At 38.3% G+C, this 23309-nt stretch carries 22 protein-coding genes; 18 read left to right on the top strand and 4 right to left on the bottom strand.

Annotated features, from left to right (window positions below):
• Positions 1–80 precede the first annotated feature (80 nt).
• The 10 genes from ACFX4G_RS15670 to cudC all read left to right on the top strand — a co-directional run bounded on the left by ACFX4G_RS15670 (position 81) and on the right by cudC (position 7601).
• On the top strand, positions 81–1571 hold the full coding sequence (locus tag ACFX4G_RS15670; protein ID WP_377575607.1) for an ATP-dependent helicase ComFA: 1491 nt from the start codon (positions 81–83) through the stop codon (positions 1569–1571).
• 191 nt (positions 1572–1762) lie between these two features.
• Entirely contained in the window at positions 1763–2260 is a 498-nt protein-coding gene (locus ACFX4G_RS15665; RefSeq protein ID WP_377575604.1) for a ComF family protein, read from the top strand.
• Between the two features lie 61 nt (positions 2261–2321).
• Complete coding sequence (locus ACFX4G_RS15660) at positions 2322–2735, top strand: TIGR03826 family flagellar region protein (protein WP_097824905.1); 414 nt, start codon at positions 2322–2324, stop codon at positions 2733–2735.
• Between the two features lie 159 nt (positions 2736–2894).
• Positions 2895–3149: a flagellar biosynthesis anti-sigma factor FlgM gene (flgM, locus tag ACFX4G_RS15655; RefSeq protein ID WP_014457790.1), complete on the top strand. Its 255-nt coding sequence runs from the start codon at positions 2895–2897 to the stop codon at positions 3147–3149.
• 21 nt (positions 3150–3170) lie between these two features.
• Positions 3171–3632, top strand: a complete 462-nt coding sequence (locus ACFX4G_RS15650) for a flagellar protein FlgN (protein WP_229754667.1) — start codon at positions 3171–3173, stop codon at positions 3630–3632.
• Between the two features lie 18 nt (positions 3633–3650).
• Positions 3651–5174, top strand: coding sequence for a flagellar hook-associated protein FlgK (gene flgK / locus ACFX4G_RS15645; RefSeq protein ID WP_097824904.1), 1524 nt, complete (start codon positions 3651–3653; stop codon positions 5172–5174).
• A 2-nt stretch (positions 5175–5176) separates the two neighbouring features.
• On the top strand, positions 5177–6058 hold the full coding sequence (gene flgL / locus ACFX4G_RS15640) for a flagellar hook-associated protein FlgL (protein ID WP_097824903.1): 882 nt from the start codon (positions 5177–5179) through the stop codon (positions 6056–6058).
• A gap of 81 nt (positions 6059–6139) precedes the next feature.
• A complete protein-coding gene (gene fliW, locus ACFX4G_RS15635; RefSeq protein WP_377575598.1) occupies positions 6140–6562 on the top strand; it encodes a flagellar assembly protein FliW in 423 nt (140 codons plus the stop codon).
• Positions 6563–6587: 25 nt separating this feature from the next.
• On the top strand, positions 6588–6818 hold the full coding sequence (csrA, locus tag ACFX4G_RS15630) for a carbon storage regulator CsrA (protein ID WP_013085431.1): 231 nt from the start codon (positions 6588–6590) through the stop codon (positions 6816–6818).
• Between the two features lie 228 nt (positions 6819–7046).
• Positions 7047–7601, top strand: a complete 555-nt coding sequence (gene cudC, locus ACFX4G_RS15625; RefSeq protein ID WP_028409671.1) for a choline uptake/conversion transcriptional regulator CudC — start codon at positions 7047–7049, stop codon at positions 7599–7601.
• A gap of 42 nt (positions 7602–7643) precedes the next feature.
• Here cudC and gbsB read toward each other — a convergent pair whose 3' ends face one another.
• Positions 7644–8846, bottom strand: coding sequence for a choline dehydrogenase (gene gbsB, locus ACFX4G_RS15620; RefSeq protein WP_043977419.1), 1203 nt, complete (start codon positions 8844–8846; stop codon positions 7644–7646).
• Positions 8847–8867: 21 nt separating this feature from the next.
• On the bottom strand, positions 8868–10358 hold the full coding sequence (gene betB, locus ACFX4G_RS15615) for a betaine-aldehyde dehydrogenase (protein ID WP_176521338.1): 1491 nt from the start codon (positions 10356–10358) through the stop codon (positions 8868–8870).
• Positions 10359–10986: 628 nt separating this feature from the next.
• Here betB and ACFX4G_RS15610 point away from each other — a divergent pair.
• Positions 10987–12699 carry a high affinity choline transporter 1 gene (locus ACFX4G_RS15610; RefSeq protein WP_377575595.1) on the top strand — a complete coding sequence of 571 codons (1713 nt, stop codon included), beginning with the start codon at positions 10987–10989 and terminating at the stop codon, positions 12697–12699.
• A 37-nt stretch (positions 12700–12736) separates the two neighbouring features.
• Here the strand turns inward: ACFX4G_RS15610 and ACFX4G_RS15605 are convergent, their stop codons facing one another.
• Positions 12737–14134: an amino acid permease gene (locus ACFX4G_RS15605; RefSeq protein WP_043977411.1), complete on the bottom strand. Its 1398-nt coding sequence runs from the start codon at positions 14132–14134 to the stop codon at positions 12737–12739.
• 331 nt (positions 14135–14465) lie between these two features.
• On the opposite strand from ACFX4G_RS15605, the gene ACFX4G_RS15600 reads away from it, so the two are divergent.
• The 5 genes from ACFX4G_RS15600 to hpf all read left to right on the top strand — a co-directional run bounded on the left by ACFX4G_RS15600 (position 14466) and on the right by hpf (position 18657).
• On the top strand, positions 14466–15146 hold the full coding sequence (locus ACFX4G_RS15600; protein WP_377575592.1) for a hypothetical protein: 681 nt from the start codon (positions 14466–14468) through the stop codon (positions 15144–15146).
• A 202-nt stretch (positions 15147–15348) separates the two neighbouring features.
• Entirely contained in the window at positions 15349–17157 is a 1809-nt protein-coding gene (gene fliD / locus ACFX4G_RS15595) for a flagellar filament capping protein FliD (RefSeq protein WP_377575589.1), read from the top strand.
• 16 nt (positions 17158–17173) lie between these two features.
• Positions 17174–17575 (top strand): flagellar export chaperone FliS, encoded by a 402-nt coding sequence (gene fliS / locus ACFX4G_RS15590; protein ID WP_377575586.1) that lies wholly within the window; start codon positions 17174–17176, stop codon positions 17573–17575.
• 2 nt (positions 17576–17577) lie between these two features.
• On the top strand, positions 17578–17916 hold the full coding sequence (gene fliT / locus ACFX4G_RS15585; protein WP_377575583.1) for a flagellar protein FliT: 339 nt from the start codon (positions 17578–17580) through the stop codon (positions 17914–17916).
• A 189-nt stretch (positions 17917–18105) separates the two neighbouring features.
• Positions 18106–18657: a ribosome hibernation-promoting factor, HPF/YfiA family gene (hpf, locus tag ACFX4G_RS15580; protein WP_013059750.1), complete on the top strand. Its 552-nt coding sequence runs from the start codon at positions 18106–18108 to the stop codon at positions 18655–18657.
• A gap of 71 nt (positions 18658–18728) precedes the next feature.
• Here hpf and ACFX4G_RS15575 read toward each other — a convergent pair whose 3' ends face one another.
• Positions 18729–19133, bottom strand: a complete 405-nt coding sequence (locus tag ACFX4G_RS15575; RefSeq protein ID WP_043977398.1) for a GNAT family N-acetyltransferase — start codon at positions 19131–19133, stop codon at positions 18729–18731.
• A gap of 226 nt (positions 19134–19359) precedes the next feature.
• On the opposite strand from ACFX4G_RS15575, the gene secA reads away from it, so the two are divergent.
• Together secA and prfB are read left to right on the top strand one after the other, a co-directional pair.
• A complete protein-coding gene (secA, locus tag ACFX4G_RS15570) occupies positions 19360–21876 on the top strand; it encodes a preprotein translocase subunit SecA (RefSeq protein WP_377575579.1) in 2517 nt (838 codons plus the stop codon).
• A gap of 99 nt (positions 21877–21975) precedes the next feature.
• A protein-coding gene (prfB, locus tag ACFX4G_RS15565; RefSeq protein ID WP_114324550.1) for a peptide chain release factor 2 occupies positions 21976–23074 on the top strand; the annotation gives its coding sequence in 2 pieces (ribosomal slippage) (positions 21976–22038 and positions 22040–23074; 1098 coding nt in all).
• Positions 23075–23309 lie beyond the last annotated feature (235 nt).

The raw sequence follows: 23309 nt of genomic DNA, 5'->3' as shown, positions 1-23309 counted from the left end.
TGATTTGGTTTTTTTGCAGGAAAAAACACCTTTTTTTGCGTATATAGATGTGTACGATAAACATCGAAAGGAATGAAGATATGCTTTTTACTGTTAAACAAGAATTGCTAAATCCCGTTCAAGTACCTAGCCCAGCTGCTTTTCCTCTCTCAAAAATCGATACGTGGAGAACTCCGCCTTTAAATCCTTCATACCCCTACTCTTTAGATCTTCAGCGCTCTCTAAGCGGAAAGCAGCTTCTACTAACTCAGACTCCCTATCCTTTATCTCTCATTCATGAACATTATCTAAACGGATATATTTCCTATCAAAAAGCACTTACCCAGAAAGAAAACGGATATAAATGCAACCGGTGTGGAAGTGATAGCCCCTTTTATTTTGCTTCATTTCCATGCAGTAGATGTCACCAGGAGTGCTACTATTGCCGAGCATGTATTGTGATGGGGAAAGTAAGTGAGTGCACACCTTTTATAAACTGGGAAGGACCAACAAGTAATGTTCTGCCAAAAAGCAGCGTGATGAATTGGAAAGGGATGCTGTCTAAAGCTCAAGAACGTGCTTCAAATGAACTCATTCAAGCTATAAAAAAAGATGAAGAGCTGTTAATTTGGGCTGTTTGCGGAGCAGGAAAAACGGAAATTTTATTTAAAGGTATTGAAGCAGCGTTGAACAGCGGAAAGAAAGTCTGTATTGCTACTCCAAGAACAGATGTAGTTATTGAGTTAAAGCCAAGAATTCAATCGGCATTCCCGGATATGTCTGTGCTGGCTATGTATGGAGGCAGCGAAGACCGTTTTCATGAATCCTCTCTTATTATTTCCACCACTCATCAACTTCTGCATTATTATCAAGCATTCGATGTGTTGATTATTGACGAAGTAGATGCATTTCCGTATTCGACGGAGCCTATGCTGCACTATGCTGTTGCAAAAGCAGCTAAACACGCTGCATCAAAGATTTATTTAACAGCGACTCCAAATGAATCATTAAAAAAAGACGTTGAGCAAGGGAAAAAACAAGTAGTCAAAATTCCAGCCCGCTATCATCGAATGCTTATTCCTGTTCCTCGGTTTGAATGGTGTGGCAATTGGAAGAAAAAAATGAAAACAGATACTTTGCCTGCTAATGTTGAGAAATGGTTGAAAAAAAGAATAAATGAAGGAAAACAATGCTTTATTTTCGTCCCGCAAATTAAGTGGATTGCTCCGATCACAGACATGGTTAGGAAGCTGACGGAAAAGGTAGACGGTGTCCATGCTGAAGATTCTCAGCGAAAAGAAAAAGTAATGAAATTTAGAGAAGGGCAGCTCGTTATTTTAGTAACGACAACAATATTAGAGCGAGGCGTAACGGTTCCCAACATAGATGTTGCAGTATTGGGAGCAGAAGAAACGATTTTTACTGAAAGTGCTCTTGTTCAGATTTCAGGAAGAGTGGGGAGGAGTGCTCAATTTCCAACGGGAGACGTGGTCTTTTTTCATTATGGGCAGTCTCTGTCTATGCGAAAAGCAAAAGAGCATATTGAATATATGAATGCTCTAGCTTATAAGGAAGGGCTGGTTGATCGATGACAATATGTCTGATTTGTTTTGAACCTCTTGTCTCTTCTTTCGATTGGAGGTCATTGTTAAAACCTTCTTCAACGGACAGAATTTGCACTGTTTGCTTGCAAAAATGTCCCATCATCACCAGTAGCATTTGCAGGGGATGCGGTCGTTCTCTTGCAGACCTCGCTTCTTCTCATTATGAGCTAGACACATGTATGGACTGTCAGAAATGGAATGATGCTTCTTTTTTCAACCGTTCTCTTTATACGTACAATGATTTTATGCAAAGCATAATAGAACGTTTTAAATTTCAAGGAGATTATGAAATTATTCAAGCATTCAAGGAGCAGTGGTATAAGTTCTATAAAAAAGAATGTAATCCAAAAGCTATACTAGTTCCTATACCTTTAACGGACGAGAGATTATATGAGAGAGGGTTTAACCAATCTTTAGCGCTAGCTGAACTGATCAGTGACAACATAGAAATGCCTCTTGTTCGCTGTTCAGGAACAAAGCAATCAAAGAAAAATAGGCGAAGTCGGCTGGCAGAAAGACCGGAATTTAAAGTAGTCAATTCCTCAATGGTTACGAATCAAGAATTTCTCTTGATTGATGATATTTATACAACAGGAGCAACCGTGCGCCAAGCGGCAAATTGTTTGCAGGAAGCTGGAGCACGTTCAGTTCGTTCGCTCACTTTAATTCGTGCATGAAGATGTATAATTTAAAACTTTGACCGATAGTAAAATAAAAAACAAATGAGGAGTTTCGAATATGGGAACGTTAGATAATTGCAGGGAATGCGGTCATTTATTTGTAAAAAGTGGATCAATAAACATATGTAAATCATGTTTTGACAAAGAAGAAGCTCTGTTTCAACGTGTTTCTTCATTCTTGAAGAAGAGAGCAAATCGTACAGCAACGACTTACGAAGTAATGAAAGAAACGGGCGTTTCAGATTCGTTAATTCATCAATTTATTCGACAAGGTCGATTAGTGCTAACGAACTTTCCAAACATAAGCTATCCATGCATGCAATGCAACGCTCAGATTCGAGAAGGTAAACTCTGTCATTCATGCTCTCAAGAAATTAGACATGGGTTAGAAAAGCATAATCGTGAGATAATTCGTTCAAATGAAGAGCCGACGCGTCCCACCTATCGTTCTAACGAAAGGAAAAAAGAGTAAAAGTGTGCGGAGTGTTTGCAGATTTTCTATCTATAGACCTATGTTTAAGGTGGACTGTGAAAATGGTCTCAACTTCCTTGCCGATGCTAAAGGTTTAGGCGGAAATTCCGATATAATGAATAGAGATAACGGATACAAATATAAAAAGAGGTGAGAGAGATGAAGATTAACCCGTCGAACTTATTTGGAATAAATCCGTACAAAAAACAATCAGAAAAAACAGAACAGGTCTCTAAAAAGAATCCACAAGATCAGATTCATATTTCATCTGAGGCGAAGAAACTTCAGGGAAATGAACCATCTCCAGAAAGACTTGAAAAATTGGAGAAACTAAAACAGCAAATTAACAGCGGAACATACGAAATTAACGGAAAAGAAATTGCTAAAAGTATTGTAGATTTCTATAAAAAATAAAAGGACTGACATTGATTGAACGTGCAAGAAATTCAAACGATACTAGAAAAACAAGTAACGCTTCACAAAAGTTTGTCTGTTATTGTTAAAGAGAAAACGAACTTTATTATTAAACAAGATGTAAAGGCATTGACGGCTTCTTTGCAAAAAGAGCAATCTCATATAGCTGCTATTTCTGCACTGGAAACAAAACGTATAGAGGCGATGGAAAAAAGCGGACATGCTGCTCACTCCATTGAAGAAATAGCAGGCTCATTCTCTGAGTACTCCATCTTGATACCCTTTCAAAAACAGCTAATAGATATAATTCAAGATATAAAGTATGCAAATGACTTAAACAATCAGCTGCTCACACAGTCTTTGCAGCTGATTCATACCGAACTAGACCTTCTTGTTCCATCGAAACGAGAGGATTCGTTCAATTACACAAAAACAAATAATAGATCGTTTCAGTCCAACTCTATTTTTAATTCGAAGGCATAAAGAACGGAGGAAAGCAGAATGAGTTCAACATTTCATGGTTTGCAGGTGGCTAAACGAGGAATGGATGCCCAACAAGCGGCTCTTTACACAATTGGCCATAACGTATCTAATGCAAATACGCCGGGCTATACGCGTCAGCGAGTAAGTTTAGAAACGTTCCCAGCTTATCCAGCCCCAGGGATGAATCAGACTGGAACTGCGGGCCAAATAGGAATGGGAGTAGAAGCCAGCACGGTAGAGCGAATACGTGATACATTTTTAGATACCCAGTATCGAGATGAAACCATTAAAGTGGGGTATTGGGATGCGCGCGCTGGCGCTCTTGAAAAAATGGAGGAAATTATGAATGAACCTACTGAAGATGGACTTTCAGCTGTTTTTAATCAATTCTTTGAGTCCATTCAAGATGTAGCTTCACACCCTTCAGAAGCAGGAGCCAGGTCTGTTATGATTGAACGAGCTGAAGCAGTAGGCGATACTTTCTCTTATTTATCTACTTCTTTAAAAACGGTTCAAGGTGATTTACAAAACGAGCGTGACGTAGCGGTAACACAAGTGAATTCTTTGTTAGAGCAAATAAGTAATGTGAACCAACAAATACAAAGCGTAGAACCGAATGGCTATTTGCCTAATGATTTGTATGATGAAAGAGATCGGCTGCTAGATGAGATTTCTAAATTTATGCCGGTTTCTTTAGAGTATACAAAAAGCAGCGGGAACGCTTCTGCAACGTCAGAAGGAGTGGTAACGGTTCAGCTTCAAACGTCTCAGGGGGCTATTACTCTTTTAGATGGGAAAATTCATCAAGTAAATGCCATCAGTTTGAAAACAAATCAAGATTCCTATGTGACGGAAATTCATATAGGGGATGAGATACGGAACCCTGAGTCATTTCCTCAAGGAAAACTTAAAGGGTTAATTGAGGCTTCTGGATATATAGATAATAGTGGTAATAAAACAGGTGTTTACGCTTCAATGATTGATGATTTAGATGAAATGGCATATGAATTTGTAAATTGGTTTAATGATAAGCACCAACAAGGTGTCACGCTAGATGGTGATCCTGGTATGTCCTTTTTTAATGAGATTTCTCAGAAAGAAGGGGCTGCAACTGGAATTGTTATTGCTGATAAAATTAAACAAAACACAAACAATATTGCTGCTGCTTCTTCGGCCTCCTCTGGGGATGATGGAACTGGCCGCAAAGGAGATGGAAAAAATGCTCAGCTATTGTCTCAATTTCGTCAAAAGGTGCTTATTAATTCCGGGAATCAAGCTGTTTCCCTAGATGGCTTTTATCAATCTGTTATTGGCCAAATGTCAGTAGATGCCCAACAAGCCAACCGCTTAAAAAGTAATTCAGAAACCCTTCAGGGAGCTGTAGAGCAAAGGCGCCAGTCTACCAGTGCAGTTTCATTAGATGAAGAGATGACCAATATGATTCAGTTTCAGCATGCATATAACGCTAGTGCCCGTATGGTGACTATGATTGATGAAATGCTTGATAAAATTGTAAACGGTCTTGGAACTGGAGGGAGGTAAAGATGCGCGTCACACAAGGAATGTTAGCGGCTAATTCGTTAAAACAGATTAGCAATAGCTATAATAAGCTGGAAACACTTCAAAACCAATTATCGACGGGAAAGAAAATTACTCGTCCTTCTGATGACCCGGTAGTGGCTACTAAAGGAATGGCTTATCGTTCGAATCTTTCTGAAGTAAATCAATATAAACGTAATTTAACAGAAGCACAGTCTTGGTTTGATAGTTCAGAATCAGGACTTGAACAAGTCAATTCCATTCTTCAGCGCACTAAGGAGCTGGTCGTGCAAGGGTTAAACGGTACGAATGAAAGTGATGACCGCCAAGCGATTGCACGTGAAATCGAACAGTTAAAGCTGGATTATATGCAAGTGGGCAATACGCAGGTGGCAGGAAACTATATCTTTAACGGTGTAAATGTAGGAGCACCGCCTATAAGTGAGAATGAAAGCGGTGTGATAGAATCGAAAATTAACCTGGATCCTTTTTCAGTTGAAGTATCAAAAGGTATCCAGCTGAGAGTCAATATTCATCCTGAAAACATTTTTGGACAAGGAGCATTCGACTTAATGAAGAATGTTCAAACAGCTTTTGAACAAAACGATGTAAACTCACTAAAAGATCTCTCTACACAGGTAGACACGCAGCTGTCTACGCTATTAGCGGAGCGATCTGAATTGGGAGCAAGGAGCAATCGGCTTGAGCTGATCGAAAACCGCCTTGATTCACAGGAAATTACGGCTACTAAGATGCTTTCAAATAATGAAGATGCAGATATTGAAAAAGTCATTACGGATTTAACCGTACAAGAAAGCGTGCATCGTGCTGCTTTGGGAGTAGGAGCTCAAATTATTCAGCCTACGCTGCTAGATTTCTTGCGTTAAAAAGTTCCTTCTAAACAGAAGGAGCTTTTTTATAATGAAAAAAGATAACAAGAAAAAATCAATTAGCAAAGGTGTGATGAGATGAAAATTTCAACAAGCTATCATGGAGATATAGAAATAGATAATCAGCAAACACTGACATTCAATCAAGGGATTCCAGGTTTTTTGGAAGAAACTGAGTTCGTTATTTTACCACTTCCAGAAGCCGAAGCTTCCCAAGTTCTGCAGTCTATTCAAACCAAAGAATTAGCTTTTATTATCACGGATCCATTTCAGTTTTTTTTAGATTATGATTTTCACCTAGAACCTCAGGAAATCGAAAAGCTTCAATTACAACAAGCGGAAGATGCAGCTGTTTACGTATTGCTTACGATGTCAGATTCTATGGAAAAGATAACGGCTAATTTGCAGGCTCCTGTTATTATTAATACAAAGCAACAGCTTGCTAAGCAAGTGATTTTAATGAATACAGCTTATGAAACGAAGCACAGGTTATTTGAGTAAGAGGAATAAGATAAGGAGTGAGTCCATGCTTGTTTTAACACGAAAGTTAAATGAAACAATCAAAATAGGTGATGAAATTGAAGTGACCGTCCTTGCAGTTAATGGTGATCAAGTAAAGTTAGGAATTCAAGCTCCAAAATCTGTAGATATTCATAGACAAGAGATTTATGAAGAAATACGTAACGAAAATAAAAGTGCTTCTCAAATTACATTACATGCTATTGATATGCTGAAACAATTACCGAAAAAGAAATAAAACGATCGGGTTGAAAATAATCAAAAATATACGGTATAAATAATATCTAAATCGGGAAAGATAAACATATAGTATTCCCCACTATGTCTTAAGCCTTTCTCTTTAAGAGAAAGGCTTCTTTTTTATCAAAAAAATTGAACTGAATTTCTGTTTTTTTCCTTTTTATCGTGTATCATTAAATTTATTAAGTATAATTCAAATGAATTTAACAAAAGAGGAGAAGAGTAAATGAGTGATGTTCAAGAGTATCATGATTTATTAAAAGAAGCAGAAGATGTAGTTGTCAGCGCTTTAGCTGATACGATGGATTTATATGGGGTCACACCTTCAGTAGGAAGGCTGTATGGCATGCTTTATTTTATGGATGAGCCTGTTACATTAGATCAAATGAGTGAAGAATTGGGTATGAGTAAACCAACGATGAGTACATCCATTCGTTCACTGCAAAATATTGATATGGTCCACAAAGTGTGGAAAAAAGGTGTTCGAAAAGACTTATATGAAGCAGAAAAAGATTTTTCTAAGTCCTTTTTTTCATTTTTCTGTAAGAAGTGGCAAAGAGAAATTTCAGTTAATTTAGAGGCAATCGAAGAAGCGGAAAACAAGCTGCAGATTCTCTTAAATGATGAAGATGTGCCTGAGGAGATCGCAGTAAAAGCAAAGCGTAATTTAGCGCAGATTATAGAGTCCAAACATTATTATCATTTCTTGAAAAAAGTAGTGAAAGTTTTTGACGACCGAAGAATCATCGATATTTTAAATGAAGAATTAGCGAAAGAGTAAATAAAAAAGGCTGTTGAAAAATCAACAGCCTTTTTATCATTTTTATACAGTTAATGGTGTAGCTTCGAAGCAGCGATTATAAATCCATTCGTAACTTTTTACAGTTAAATCACGAGGGTTACCAACTGTTTGTGGATCATTAAATGCTTCTTGAGCTAAGCGAGAAACCGCTTCTTTTGGAACACCTTGTTCTTCTAAAGAAGGGATTTGTACATCTTTAACTAGTTGATATACTTCACGAACAGCTGCTTGAGCTGCTTCTTCAAGCGTTAATTCGTGTGTATTAACTCCTAAAGCTTGAGCTATGCGCGCAAATTTTTCAGGCTCGCCCATCCAGTTATATTCCATTACAGGACCTAGCATTGCTGCTACGCAAGGGCCATGGGCAATTGGATAAATGCCTCCTAATGTTTGAGCCATCGCGTGAGCTGCTCCTGCAGATTCACTTCCATATGAAAGGCCAGCAAGCATAGCTGCATGCGCCATTCCATAGCGTGCTTCGATATCCTGTCCATTTGCAACTGCACGTCGTAAGTATTTTCCAACGTACTCAATAGCCAACAAAGCAACAGAGTCTGTCATTGGTTGTGCAAAATGACATGTATAACATTCAATTGCATGAGCTAATGCGTCAATTCCTGTACCGGCCGTAATATGTGAAGGCATAGATACGTGAAGTTCTGGATCAATAATTGTTAAGTGGGCAGCAATTAAAGGTCCACCTGTATTAAACTTAAACTCACGAACAGGATCCGTAATGACAGCCCATTGTGTGACTTCACTTCCTGTACCCGCAGTTGTAGGAATGGTTGTTAAAGGAGGGATACGTTTTGTTAAAGGTTTTTTTCCTTCAGCTGCTTCATAATCTAAGACGGGAGCATTATGAGCTACTTCTACACCAATAGCTTTTGCCGTATCCATTGAGCTTCCGCCTCCAACAGCTACTAGTCCGTTGCATCCATTTTCTTTGTACATTTTTGTGCCGTTTGCTACCACGTGAATAGAAGGGTTGGCTTCTACTTGATCAAATAGAATAACGTCTACGTCCGCTTCTTTTAAACTAGCGATTACAGGATCTGCTAAACCTACTTTTTTTACACCAGGATCTGTTACTAGTAAAACCTTAGATACACCTAGGTTTTTTACTTCTTCTCCAGTATGCTTAACAGCACCAATTCCATGTTTTACAACCGTTGGCATCTCAAAACTTTTTAAACGTTCCATTCTTTCAAATCGCATAAACATCTTTACATTCCCCCTTGAATTTTATTGAAACCAGCGCATTGGCTGTGGATTTGTATTCGTATAAATATGTTTAATTTCCGTATATTCTTCTAGCCCAATGTGGCTAAGCTCTCTTCCAATCCCAGATTGCTTATAACCTCCCCAAGGAGCCTGCGGGAAGTAGGGATGATAATCGTTAATCCAAGTTGTTCCCATACGAAGTGCTTTCACTACACGTTCAGCTCGATTCATATCACTTGTCCAAACGGCTCCAGCTAATCCATAGATTGTATCGTTAGCAAGTGCCACCGCTTCTTCTTCAGTACTGAAGCGCTCAATGGTCATAATTGGACCAAATGACTCTTCTTGGACAACTTTCATATCTCCATGACAGTCTGTAAAAATAGTTGGTTCAATGAATAAACCTTTTTGTAAAGACTCTTGAGTTGGACGTTTGCCTCCTAAAATAAGGGAAGCACCTTCTTGTTTCCCAAGTTCAATGTAATGTTCCACTTTAGCTAGGTGTTCTTTTGAGATGACGGGTCCCATTTGAGTGGCCTCATCCATGCCGTCTCCTAGCTTAATTTTTTTGGCTTGTTCAATAACTGCTGAAACAAATTTATCGTGAATATCATCTTGAACGAGTAATCTCGCACCAGCTGAACAAACTTGACCGGCATGAAAGAAGACCGCATTTAATGCATAGTCAACCGCAGTGTCAAAGTCAGCGTCAGCAAAGACGATATTCGGATTTTTCCCACCGAGTTCAAGAGCGATTTTTTTAAAGTTGCCTGCGGCAGCCTGCATGACTTTACGTCCAGATACACCGCCGCCTGTAAAGGAAACTAAATCTACTAAGTGACTTTCTGCCATTTCTTGTCCAACGGTCGCACCCGGGCCGAGTACAATGTTAATGACGCCTGATGGAAAGCCAACTCTTTCAAAAATTTTCATCATATGAATAGTTGTTAAAGGGGTGATTTCGCTTGGTTTAATAACAATTGTATTCCCAGCAGCAAGTGCCGGAGCCAATTTCCAAGAGGCTTGCAATAAAGGGTAATTCCAAGGAGTAATTTGGCTGCATACACCTACAGGTTCGCGGACAACGCGGCTAACAGAATCGGGATTAGGTGACTCAATCATCTGTCCACCATCTTTATCTGCTAATCCAGCATAGTATTGAAAGACATCAGCAATTCCATCCATGTCTGCCAGGCTTTCAACGAGGGTTTTTCCAGTATTCAAGGTTTCAAGTTTAGCGAGTTCTTCACGATCATTACGAATTTCTTCCGCTACTTTAAATAGTAAAGAACCTCTTTGGGCCGCTGTAAATTTAGACCATTCACCTGCATCAAAAGCTTTTCTAGCTGCTTCAATAGCTTCTACAGTATCAGCACGATTTCCTTCTGTAACGACAGCGATAACCTCTTGGTTAAAAGGATTTATAATCTCTCTTTTCTCGCCGCTGCGTGCTTCAACCCATTCGCCGTTTATGTGCATTTTTTCAAGCGTAAGTGTTTGTTCCAATAGCATCGACCTCCAAATAATAGAATTTGTTAAATTTATATTTAACGTTCTTAACAATTCGAATTATAGCATCGGTTATTTAATTTAGTCAAACCCAAAAACCCCAAATGTTCAGAATTTATTAGATTATCTTCTCTGGAAGAGACTAATCATTCGGATATTAAGAAAAAATTTAACAAAAAGTAATAAAAAATCACTGATTGCTATGTCCCTTGATACAAAAGGTTTTTTTATGTACGAGCTATGAGAATATTATTCTTTTTTTATATGAAAACACTCAAACTTTTTTGACAATATCCTAAACATTCAGATATATTAACCATAGTACTATATCTGCTTGCATACAAACCTCGAGAAACAAAGGATTTTGAATGTGGAAATTAAGAAAGGAGTTTAGATAGAAGATGAAAATAATTATGAGTTCTTAGCAAAATAATAAAAAAAATAAATTTAAATTATTTTAATATAATTATATAAACGTAATTTCTCCCCTTCGCATTGGTATTTATAATCCAACTATTTATATTTTATTCTGAAAAATCTATTTTTAGGTTTAATTGTATGCTGGTAGGAAAAAGGAATAGAGGACAATTATGTCTTTAGATTTCTTTATCAATTTAAAGGATGTGAGACGATGCAAAATGCTAAAAAGCCATTTCGTTCAGACACACAACAAGCCAGGCCTGAAAAGTCGAATGAGACTTCTGACTTTTCAGGGAAATCAAGCAGGAACAACCGTCTACTAACCCCCTTATGGACAACTATTATAGGATTTTCCATCTTTATGGTTGTCGCATTTATCTATTCTCTCTATAATCCAGATCTCTATTGGCCAGGCCTCATTTTAATGTTCATTATGTATGGTGTTATTTATTTTATTGGTGCTCGAGCCGCTGCAAGTAAAAAAGGAAAATCAGATGATATGCTTGTTGCAGGAAGATCTATGCCGCTATGGATTTCAATGTTCACAATGACCGCCACTTGGGTAGGTGGAGGGTATATTGCTGGAACGGCCGAAACCGTTTATTCCTCAGGGCTGACATGGACTCAAGCGCCATGGTGTTATTCAATCAGCTTGATTTTAGGCGGTATCTTTTTTGCTAGAAAGATGAGAAGGTTTGAGTTTATGACAATGCTCGATCCTCTAGAATCTCGTTTTGGTAAGAAAATGGCTACGGTTCTTTATTTTCCAGCTATACTGGGAGAGCTGTTTTGGAGCGCAGCTATCTTAACTGCTTTAGGAACAACATTCGGTGTGATTTTAGGCCTCAGTTTTTCAATTTCCATCATTCTTTCCGCACTTATTGCCATTGCATACACCGTGATTGGCGGCTTGTGGGCAGTAGCACATACCGATATCTTACAGCTTTCTATTATGTTTTTAGGACTATTTCTGGTGCTTCCCTTTGCATTTTCGAATACGGGAGGGGTGGGAGCCGTTTTTTCTACTTATTCAGAAGGCATGACTGGTTCTCTTCATTTATTTCCTCCAATAAAAGGCTGGGAAGATCCGAAATGGGGAAATACATATTGGCAATGGTGGGATAGCACATTTTTACTTATTTTTGGTGGTATCCCATGGCAGATTTATTTTCAGCGCGTGTTATCTGCTAAAAACGAAAAAGCAGCAATGTGGCTATCTATTACAGCCGGCATCTTTTGCGCGTTAGCGGCCTTGCCTCCAACTTTAATAGGAATGATAGGTTATAGTGCAGACTGGTCTTCATTTGGAGCGTCAAGCCCTGAGAGCGCGTCCATGATTTTAACGTATGTATTTAAATACCTAACGCCCGATTTAGTAGGAGCGATTGCACTTGGAGGACTAGCTGCTGCCGTTATGGCTGCAGTAGCGGCTTCGTTGCTTTCAGCGTCGGGGATGGCAGCCTGGAACGTGTATCGTCCGATTGTAAAACCAAATGCGACACAGGCGCAGTTAGATAAAGTTATTAAACGTTCTATCATTATCATTGGAACGGGAGCAACTCTAATTGCTTTGAACTCTGAGAGTGTCTACTCTTTATGGTATTTATCAGGGGACCTCGTGTATTGTATACTTTTTCCGCAGTTGGTTTGTGCTTTATTCTTTAAAGGAGCTAACTGGTACGGATCTTTGGCTGGGTTTATTGTGTCTCTTGTTCTTCGAATAGGTGGAGGAGAACCGCTGCTTCATTTAAAAGCGCTGCTTCCGTATCCGATGATTGAAGACGGAGTGGTCATGTTTCCGTTTCGCACATTTGCGATGGTAGGCGGGTTGTTAACTATTTTTATCGTTTCCTACGCGACGCGACGTATTTGCCCTCCTCAGCCGCTTCGAAATCTTCATCGTGACATATCGGTTGAGAAATAATCAAAAGCAAAATAAAAAAGCCGCATCTGCGGCTTTTTTATTTTGCAATATTTTCTGACTCGGAAAATTGATCGTCAGGTCGCTTGTTGTTTGTTTTTTTGATGAACGAGTATGAAAGAAGAACCACAGCGGTTAATCCAAGAGTTAAGAAAAACTGTGAGCGCATCGAATCAATAAATGCCATTGATAAGAAGATCACTGTAATAATAGCAATTGTTACGTATGTTAAATACGGAAACAACCACATTTTCATCCCTTTAATTGGCTGGTTTGCTCGATTCATTTTCTTACGCAGGCGTAAATGAGAAATAGCGATAGCTAAGTACACAATAAGAGCAATGGCTCCTGATGCATTAACTAAGAATAAAAAGAGTTTATCCGGCGAAACGAAGCTAAAGATAGCACATACATATGCAGCAGCTGTGCTAATCCATACAGCTCTTGCCGGCACGCCTGATTTGCTTACTTTTGCTAAAGCGCGAGGAGCTTGTCCTTTTTGAGCTAATGACAAAATCATTCGTGAGTTCGTGTACAAAGCAGAGTTTAAGCAAGACAAAACGGATACTAATACGACTAAATTCATAATTTGTGCAGCTGCTGGAATATTGACCATTTCTAACATTGTTACATATGGACTTTTTAGTAAATCAGCTGAGTTCCAAGGTAAAAGAGTTACTAAAATAGCAACTGAACCAATATAGAAAATTAAAATTCGCCATACGACACTGCGAATAGCAGTTGTGATAGCTTTTGCTGGGTTTTCTGATTCACTAGCTGCAATAGCCGCAATTTCAGCCCCGAAATAAGAGAAAATAACGGTAATAACTCCCAAAAAGATAGAGTTCGTACCTTTTGGCATAAAGCCTCCGTGGCCCGTTAAATTAGCTAGACCAGGTGAAGATGTACCTGGGATTAATCCGAAAATAATAGCTAAACCGATTCCCATAAAAGCAACGATTGCCACAATTTTAATCATAGCAAACCAATATTCAAATTCTCCAAATGATTTGACAGAGAACAAGTTTGTTAAAGTTAATGCAAAGGTTAAGATTAAGCTTAAAAGCCAAATTGGTACGGAAGGGAGCCATTCATGAACAATTGCTCCTCCTGCAGTGGCTTCAATCGCAATTACAATTAGCCAGAAAAACCAGTAAAGCCATCCGACAGCATAACCTGCCCACGCGCCAATTCCTTGCTGAGCATATGTTGCGAATGAGCCTTTATCTGGGTTTACCATAGCCATTTCACCGAGCATACGCATCAATAGAACGACTAGCAGTCCGGCTGCTGCATATGAAACTACTGCTGCTGGGCCTGTTGCATTAATAACGGATCCGCTTCCTACAAATAAGCCGGCTCCGATAATACCTGCAATGGAAATCATGGAAACGTGACGTTGCTTTAACTTTCCGTGTGATTCTGTTTTGTTTCCCATCGTATTCACTCCTTTAAAATTATCGAAAGACTATTAGAAAATAAAGTAAATTCTGAAAATATAAATAGAAATTCCTCCCCTTACCTTTATAATAAGCAAGAAGTGTGCCAATTATCAAATTCCTATAAAAATCGACTTTAAGTTACTAAAATTGTCGATTTTTAAGTCGAAATAGACTCGATTTATTCATTGTAGACTTATTCGCCGTTTGGGATGTCTGGTATATACGTACATTTTATACAAATTTTCGACATACATCTTATTTATCTTGTATGATAAAAGAGAAATCGGTATTATATTCCAAGAAGAATGTTTGAGAGGGTGCGTGTGTTTGAGAAAATTTATAGCTGTTATTTTTCTATTTATTATCCTTTTAGTTGGGTTGTACTTTTTCGTTAGTCCAGTCAGAAATATTGAAAAACTTGATCAGACTGCTTCATTATCTTCACTGGCACAAGAAAAGTCCGCTCATGCGACGTCGCTAGAACTGAACGGAGGCGCTCCTATTTTAGGATACCGATTAAGCGAGAGCGATGTTAATGATTATTTGCGCAGCTACCTTTACGAAAATGATGAAACGGTTGACGGAGCAGAAGCCGAGTTGCTTCCAAAACATATAAAATTGTATATTAATAAACATGTAGTATCTTTTATGGAATCACAGTTTGTAGTTGACGTAACACCAAATGCCGAAAATGGAAAGCTTGTTTTAAAGGTGAATAGCGTGCATTTAGGAAGAATGCCGATTCCGATGTCTCTTGTATGGGATCGCTTAAATATTGATAAGGATTCTGATGTCACGGTCGATAAAGAAATGAATGAAATTACTCTGCTCAATAATTTGCCAGACTCCATTTCGTTTGAGCAAGCAGATACAACGGATGAATATATAAATTTATCTGCCTCTGTAACCATTGATTCGTTACGAGATATTATAAATCTAGCACCATACCTTATTCCTAAGGATATTCAAAGAAATTTATCCCAGAAGATGAACTTGCTTGGCCAATAATAAAAAGCTCACTTATTGTAGAAAAATAAGTGAGCTTTTTCTATCTTGCATCATTTGACCTATGAAAAAAATGTTTGTTTTACCGATACAAAATAGAGAAGTGTTGAACCTATGAACGAATAAGAAGATTCGAAAAAATACACTCATATTTCATGGCTAACAGTTGATGAATAGATGAATAAAAAAACGGTGGTGATGGTAAGTGGTAAGAGTAAGTGGGTTAGCAAGCGGAATGGATATTGATCAAATCGTCAGTGATTTAATGAAGGCTGAACGTATGCCTATTGATAAAATGAAAAAACAAAAGCAAACGTTAGAGTGGCAGCGAGATGATTATCGCTCTATGAACTTGCTGTTATCAGAATTTAATAATCTCGCTTTTAATATGACCTTGCAGTCTTCTTATTCATCCAAAACGGTATCTTCATCGGATGAAACGAAAGTAAAAGCAGCAGCTACTTCCTCAGCAGCAAATGCCTCTTATACTCTTTCAAACGTGACAATGGCGACTGTTGCGCAGAGTATTAGCGCTAACAGTATTGGTTCTAGTGTTGATCCGACGAAAAGCTTATGGTCTCAAAGAGGTTCAATAAAAACAGACCCAAGTGTTTGGACTGAGAAAACAGTGGAACAAGGGGCTATAACGTTAAGTGCTGATACTAGCACAATAAAATTAGCAAAGGGTTCTATTTCTGCTGTAAATCAGAACACAGGCACTTTAAATTTTATATCTGTTACCACTGAAGGTACAAGTAAAGAGTATAAAGTGACAATAGGAACAAAGGCGGAAACATTAAGTTCTGATGAAGTTTTCATTAACGAAGACACAGGTGAAATGACATTTGGTACCACACTAACAAGCGGCAGTACAATTGAAGCATTTTGGTATCAGCAAAATGTATTGAAGTTTTCTATTACAACTTATGACAGCAACGGTAAAGCAACGGGTGATAATACAAATGGAAGTACGCCATTTGAATTTGACGGTTCTACCTCATTAAACACCCTTCTCACACAAATCAGCAATTCAAAAGTAGGCATTTCAGCCTTTTTCGATGAAGGAACAAATAAAGTTGTCATGACTCGTAAAGATACAGGAAATTTATCTTCTGCTGATAGTGCGGATGGTTCAAACATGGTTTTTTCAGGAGGATTTTTGACAGGCTTTTTACAGCTCGCCGGTGATGCCAAAGGAACAGACGCAAAATTTACGCTAAATGGTCTAGAAACAACTCGTAAGTCCAATACATTTACTACTGGAGGCGTTACCTATACCCTTCAAAACAATTTCACAGGAGATGTGCGCGTTAACGTAAGCAATGATACGCAAAAAGTATTTGATACAATTAAAGATTTCGTGACCAAATACAATGAACTGATTGAAAAGATTAACGGAAAGATTACGGAAGAAAGAGACCGGAACTATCAGCCTTTGACTGATGAAGAAAGAGAAAAATTAACGGATAAACAAGCTGAGCAGTGGGATGATAAGGCGAAAAGCGGTTTGTTAAAAGGAGACTCAATTTTATCAAGCGGTCTAAACCAAATGCGTTCTAACTGGTATGCCTCTGTATCAGGAGTGAGCGGAGGATTTTCGCAGCTAACCGACATTGGCATTTCAACTAGCGCAAACTATAGCGATCGAGGCAAGCTAGTCATAGAAGGCGACGGAACTAAATTGAAAGAAGCAATTGAAAAAGATCCGCAGTCTGTGATGGATTTATTTATGAAAAGTGGAAGTACAACAAGTGAAAAAGGGATTGTACGACGTTTACGAGATACGATTACTCAAACCGTATCCAAAGTTGAGCAGCGCGCTGGCCGTTCAACATGGACAAGTGAACAATTTTTGCTTGGGAGGAATTTAAAAAGCGTAAATAGCCAAATCACTAGTTTTGAAAGCAGGCTCACACAAGTAGAGGACCGGTATTATCGTCAGTTTACAGCAATGGAAAAAGCCATTCAAAATGCAAATGCTCAAAGCGCGCAGTTATCGCAATATTTTAGTTAAGAAGGAGTGAACGTTTATGGCAGCACATAATCCATATCAAGCGTATCAGCAAGGAGCTGTTCAGACTGCTTCTCCAGGAGAGTTAACGCTTATGCTGTATAACGGGTGTTTAAAATTTATCAAACTTGCACGAACAGGCATACAGGAAAAAAATATTGAGCTGAAAAATACGAATCTGTTAAAAGCACAAAATATTATTCAAGAATTAATGATTACCCTTGATACAAACGTGCAAGTTGCTAAGTCTATGATGGCTATGTATGACTATATTAACCAGTGTTTAATTGAAGCAAATACCAAAAATGACACAGCAATCTTGGATGAAGCGGAACAATACGTAACAGAATTCCGCGATACATGGAAGCAAGTTGTGCAGCTTCACCGCCAGCAAGTCCATGGAAGCGGCGGTCAAGCATAAATATGATTAACGACCTATATCAGCTAACTGATGAGATTTATCGGCTTATTCAAACATTTTCTGACAAAAATCGAGAAGAAGGCATTCAAAAGTTAGAGTATCTTCTATTAAAAAGACGTGACCTCATAGAGAAACTGCCGCCAAAAAGTAGGGATAATGAATCGATTGGTAAAAAAATTGTCGAAATGAATAAGGAAATTGATCAAAAGCTCATCTTAATTCGGCATCAAATTATGGTAGATCTCCGTTTGCTAAAAGCGAAAAAAAAGCATAGTAACAGCTATGTAAACCCTTACGAAACAAAAATGTTTGATGGAATGTTTTACGATAAAAAAAATTAATCCTGCGTAAAAAAATACAACCCTTCTTCTTATGAAGAAGGTCTATTTTTTTGGTTTTTTCATAAACTTTTCTCAGGTTCCATAAATTTTCACTAAATTTTCAAAAAATTTTAATAGTTTAGGAAGGGATTGTGTCGGGTATTGTAGAATTGTAGAGGTATAGCAATGGATTAAAGGAGGAGTTCGAACATGATGTATAACATTCGCGGTGAAAACATTGAGGTGACTCCAGCAATTAGGGAATACGTAGAGAAAAAGCTTGGTAAGTTAGAGCGTTATTTCGACGAAACACCAACTGCTGACGTAAATGTAAACTTAAAAGTCTACAATAACGATCAAAAAATAGAAGTCACAATCCCAATGAATGATCTCGTATTGAGAGCTGAAGAGACACACAGTGATTTATACGCAGCTGTCGATCTTGTCCTAGATAAATTAGAGCGTCAAATTCGTAAACATAAAACAAAAGTAAATCGAAAAATGCGTGAAAAAGGCGCTGAGAAGTATCTGTTCGCAGCATTAGAAAGCGAAGCGAACGTAGCAGTTGCAACTGAAGAAGATGAATTAGAACTAGTTCGTACAAAACGATTTAACTTAAAGCCAATGGATAGTGAAGAGGCTATTTTGCAAATGAATATGTTAGGGCATAGTTTCTTTGTGTTTACAAACGCTGAGACCAACATTACAAACGTTGTATATCGAAGAAAAGATGGACGATATGGATTGATTGAACCAAACTAAGATTATAGGCTCTCTTAAAAAAGAGCAGTAAAGTAAAAGCAGCGTGCCCCCGCACGCTGCTTTTTAGCTGCTTAAAAAAATAGTTCCATCACTACATAGCGCGTAGAAGATTTGGTGAATACACGCGTGGTTTCTTTCATGTTGAATGCCTGATAAAAAGAGACTTTATTTTCTCGTGCGTTACACCAGATCTTTCGTACCCCAAGGTTCTTAGCTTTGAGAAAAACCTCCTCTAGTAGACGACTGCCATATCCTTTTCCTTGTTCTTCTTTGAGAGTAGCAAATTTTCGGAATTGAGCTTCATTACCTGTTATAAATAAGGAAACAACTGATTTTAACTCTCCTTCTTCAAACAGTCCATAGTGAATGCCTAATGGATCATCTTTCAGCTGAATATAACTGAAATCTTTATCAGGCCACATGACGGTATGTCGGACTTCCCAAGCTTGTTCTTTTGTAATCGATTGAACATTCATTCTACATTCCCCTTTTTTATTGTAAGAGTGAGGCAGGGGAAATCACAATAAAAAATAACTTGTTAATAGAGGAGTACTAGTAAAGAGACAGACGAAAAAGGGTACAAGTTGCTACTTGTTTAGCTGCAATGTTACAATTTTACTCAGAATGTTTTATAATGAAAGATACAGATATGAATGAAAATAGTATAAAATGTACTGATTATAAATAGAGGAGCGTTTTAATATGCTTGGATTATTTAAAAAAGTGTTTGACGGCAATCAGCGCCAAATCGGCCGTTTAGAAAAAATGGCGGACCAAATTGATGCGTTAGGTCCTGAAATAGCGTCTTTAACAGACGATCAGCTTCGTGAAAAAACGGCTGAATTTCAACAACGCTACCAAAATGGCGAATCGCTCGATAACCTATTAGATGAAGCTTTTGCGGTTGTACGTGAAGCAGCGAAACGTGTGTTAGGCATGTATCCGTACAAAGTTCAGCTAATGGGGGGTATTTCTCTGCATGAAGGGAATATCTCGGAAATGAAAACGGGTGAAGGTAAAACGTTGACAGCTACTATGCCTGTATACTTAAACGCCATTACAGGAAAAGGTGTACATGTAGTAACAGTCAATGAATACTTAGCGAGCCGTGATGCTAGTGAAATGGGTCGTTTATATGAATTCCTAGGCTTGAAAGTAGGTTTAAATTTAAACCATTTAACGCGTGAAGAAAAGCAAAAAGCATATGCAGCGGATATTACGTATAGTACAAATAATGAACTCGGATTTGACTATTTACGTGATAACATGGTGCTTTACAAAGAACAAATGGTTCAACGTCCGCTTCATTTTGCCGTAATCGATGAAGTTGACTCTATCTTAATTGATGAAGCACGTACGCCGCTTATTATATCCGGCAGCGCGCAGAAATCGACTGCTCTTTATATTCAAGCTAATGCATTCGTTCGCACGCTTGATAAAGAAACCGATTTTACTTTTGATATCAAAACAAAAAGCGTTCAGCTAACCGAAGAAGGTATGTCAAAAGCAGAGCGCGCATTTGGCATTGAAAACTTATTTGATATTTCACACGTAGCGCTAAACCATCACATCAACCAAGCGCTTAAAGCACATGTAACGATGCAAAATGATGTGGATTACGTAATTGATGAAGATCAGGTCGTAATCGTTGACCAATTTACTGGTCGTTTAATGAAAGGAAGACGTTTTAGCGACGGCTTGCATCAAGCTATCGAAGCTAAAGAGAATGTTGAGATTCAAAATGAAAGCATGACGTTAGCTACGATCACATTCCAAAACTACTTCCGTATGTATGAAAAATTATCAGGTATGACGGGTACAGCTAAAACGGAAGAAGAAGAATTCCGTAATATTTACAATATGCACGTTGTTGTTATTCCGACAAACAAGCCAATTTCACGTGATGATAAAGCAGATTTAATTTATAAGTCAATGGAAGGCAAGTTTAATGCGGTAGTAGAAGATATTGCCGAGCGCCACGCAAAAGGACAGCCTGTTCTTGTTGGTACAGTTGCGATTGAAACATCTGAAATTTTATCAGCTTTATTAAAGAAAAAAGGCATTCCCCATCACGTTTTAAATGCAAAACAGCATGAGCGTGAAGCGGATATTATCGAAAATGCGGGTCACAAAGGTGCGGTAACAATCGCAACAAATATGGCCGGTCGTGGTACGGATATCAAACTAGGTGAAGGTGTCGTTGAAGCTGGAGGCCTTGCTGTAATTGGTACAGAGCGTCATGAATCACGCCGTATTGATAATCAGCTTCGCGGACGTGCTGGACGTCAAGGGGATCCAGGGGTATCTCAATTCTATCTATCCATGGAAGATGAATTAATGCGCCGATTTGGTTCAGATAATATGATGGCAATGATGGATCGCCTTGGTATGGATGACTCACAGCCAATTCAAAGTAAAATTGTAACAAGAGCTGTTGAATCCGCTCAAAAACGCGTTGAAGGTAATAACTTTGATGCGCGTAAACAATTGCTTCAATATGATGACGTGCTTCGTCAACAGCGTGAAGTTATTTACAAACAGCGCTTTGAAGTACTTGATTCAGACAACCTGCGTGCGATTGTAGAACGTATGATTGAATCAACTCTACAGCGTGTGGTTGAAGTAAACACACCGCGTGAAGAATTAGAAGAAGAATGGAATTTACAAGCGATTATTGATTACGTAAATGCTAATGTTCTTGAGGAAGGTGAAGTCACAGAAGAAGATCTTCGCCGTAAAGAGCCTGAAGAAATGGTAGAACTGCTGGTAGATCATGCAAAAGCTCGTTATAATGAAAAAGAAGAGCAGCTCCCTGAAGAACAAATGCGTGAATTTGAAAAAGTTGTTGTTCTTAGAGCAGTTGATTCTAAATGGATGGATCATATCGATACGATGGATCAGCTTCGCCAAGGTATCCACCTTCGTGCGTACGGCCAAACAGATCCTCTTCGCGAATACCAAATGGAAGGTTTTGCGATGTTTGAAAATATGATTGCAAGCATTGAAGAAGAAGTGACGAAGTATATCATGAAAGCAGAAATTAACAACAACCTTGAGCGTCAAGAGGTAGCGCAAGGTCAGGCGGCTGTTCATCCAAAAGAAGGAGACGCGCCGGCTAAGAAGAAGCCAAAAGTAAATGCAATAGAAGTTGGCCGAAATGATCCTTGTATCTGCGGAAGTGGCAAAAAGTATAAAAACTGCTGCGGTAAAGAATCATAAAGTAAGAGTCAATTAGTATAGAATGAATTAGTACAGGAAGGAAATGAGTCTTCTCATTTCCTTCCTGTGCGTCAAAAATAAAATAGAGGTGTTCAACTCATGGATTTAGTAGAAATTAAGCAAGAACTTGACAAAACAGCTAAGCGATTAGCGGACTTTAGGGGGTCTCTTTGACCTCGATACAAAACAAGCTCGTATCGATGAATTAGATGAGACTATGGCTGATCCAAATTTTTGGAATGACCAGCAGGCAGCTCAGACTGTTATTAATGAAGCCAATGGTTTGAAAGATGCAGTAAATCAATTTAACCACTTGGATGAAACATATGAAAATTTACAAGTGTCTCATGAACTTGTAAAAGAAGAATACGATGAAGATTTAGCAGAAGAACTAGTTAGTGAATTAAAAGAGCTTATATCAGGCATGAATGACTTTGAATTACAGCTGCTTTTAAGCGAGCCGTATGATAAAAATAATGCCATTTTGGAACTGCACCCAGGTGCTGGTGGAACAGAATCACAGGATTGGGGTTCAATGTTACTACGTATGTATACGCGCTGGGCGGAGAAAAAAGGTTTCAAAGTAGAAACGCTTGATTACTTACCTGGAGATGAAGCTGGTATTAAAAGTGTAACGCTTTTAATTAAAGGTCATAATGCGTATGGGTATTTAAAAGCTGAAAAAGGCGTTCATCGTCTCGTTCGTATTTCTCCGTTTGATTCATCAGGCCGTCGTCATACATCATTCGTATCGTGCGACATAATGCCGGAATTTAATGATGAAATTTCAATTGATATTCGTACGGAAGATTTGAAGGTTGATACGTATCGTGCAAGTGGTGCGGGAGGTCAGCATATCAATACAACAGATTCAGCTGTTCGTATTACTCACCTCCCAACTAATGTAGTCGTATCTTGTCAGACGGAACGTTCACAAATTAAAAACCGTGAGCAAGCAATGAAGATGTTAAAATCTAAGCTGTATCAATTAGAAATTGAAAAGCAGCAAGAACAGCTAGCTGAAATTCGCGGAGAACAAAAAGATATTGGGTGGGGAAGTCAAATTCGTTCGTACGTATTCCATCCGTATTCATTAGTAAAAGATCACCGTACAAATACGGAAGTCGGAAACACGCAAAGCGTAATGGATGGAGATCTAGATCCATTTATCGATGCGTATTTACGTTCTCATATTTAATCAAAAGGCAGCATACTTAGGTATGCTGCCTTTTTTTAGTTGTTGGACTTTGTAAAATTTGGATGAAGAAAAACGAGCGTAAAGAACTATTGTTAAAAAGAAAATTAAGAAAATGCAGAAATTTAAAGGTTGCTGTCGTCAGTTCACTTATTTTGTCAATGAAATAAAATGGTTAAAAATACCTGTTTTGCAGTAAGTGCTTCTTTACAATCCTTTATATTCCTTTTACAAACAG

The sequence above is a fragment of the Priestia sp. YIM B13486 genome (assembly GCF_042787865.1).
GTDB lineage: Bacteria > Bacillota > Bacilli > Bacillales > Bacillaceae_H > Priestia > Priestia megaterium.
Note: the sequence above shows the minus strand (reverse complement) of the source record. Positions and strands in the feature narration are given on the sequence as shown.

Bases quoted from the DNA above. Each gene is read 5' to 3' on its own strand.
- ACFX4G_RS15575 (WP_043977398.1), bottom strand. From the start codon at position 19,133: ATGAATGTTCAATCGATTACAAAAGAACAAGCTTGGGAAGTCCGACAT.
- fliS (WP_377575586.1), top strand. From the start codon at position 17,174: ATGGCAGCACATAATCCATATCAAGCGTATCAGCAAGGAGCTGTTCAG.
- fliT (WP_377575583.1), top strand. From the start codon at position 17,578: ATGATTAACGACCTATATCAGCTAACTGATGAGATTTATCGGCTTATT.
- gbsB (WP_043977419.1), bottom strand. From the start codon at position 8,846: ATGTTTATGCGATTTGAAAGAATGGAACGTTTAAAAAGTTTTGAGATG.
- cudC (WP_028409671.1), top strand. From the start codon at position 7,047: ATGAGTGATGTTCAAGAGTATCATGATTTATTAAAAGAAGCAGAAGAT.
- ACFX4G_RS15665 (WP_377575604.1), top strand. From the start codon at position 1,763: ATGGACTGTCAGAAATGGAATGATGCTTCTTTTTTCAACCGTTCTCTT.
- flgL (WP_097824903.1), top strand. From the start codon at position 5,177: ATGCGCGTCACACAAGGAATGTTAGCGGCTAATTCGTTAAAACAGATT.
- csrA (WP_013085431.1), top strand. From the start codon at position 6,588: ATGCTTGTTTTAACACGAAAGTTAAATGAAACAATCAAAATAGGTGAT.
- fliW (WP_377575598.1), top strand. From the start codon at position 6,140: ATGAAAATTTCAACAAGCTATCATGGAGATATAGAAATAGATAATCAG.
- flgK (WP_097824904.1), top strand. From the start codon at position 3,651: ATGAGTTCAACATTTCATGGTTTGCAGGTGGCTAAACGAGGAATGGAT.
- ACFX4G_RS15610 (WP_377575595.1), top strand. From the start codon at position 10,987: ATGCAAAATGCTAAAAAGCCATTTCGTTCAGACACACAACAAGCCAGG.
- ACFX4G_RS15670 (WP_377575607.1), top strand. From the start codon at position 81: ATGCTTTTTACTGTTAAACAAGAATTGCTAAATCCCGTTCAAGTACCT.
- secA (WP_377575579.1), top strand. From the start codon at position 19,360: ATGCTTGGATTATTTAAAAAAGTGTTTGACGGCAATCAGCGCCAAATC.
- betB (WP_176521338.1), bottom strand. From the start codon at position 10,358: ATGCTATTGGAACAAACACTTACGCTTGAAAAAATGCACATAAACGGC.
- ACFX4G_RS15660 (WP_097824905.1), top strand. From the start codon at position 2,322: ATGGGAACGTTAGATAATTGCAGGGAATGCGGTCATTTATTTGTAAAA.
- ACFX4G_RS15605 (WP_043977411.1), bottom strand. From the start codon at position 14,134: ATGGGAAACAAAACAGAATCACACGGAAAGTTAAAGCAACGTCACGTT.
- hpf (WP_013059750.1), top strand. From the start codon at position 18,106: ATGATGTATAACATTCGCGGTGAAAACATTGAGGTGACTCCAGCAATT.
- flgM (WP_014457790.1), top strand. From the start codon at position 2,895: ATGAAGATTAACCCGTCGAACTTATTTGGAATAAATCCGTACAAAAAA.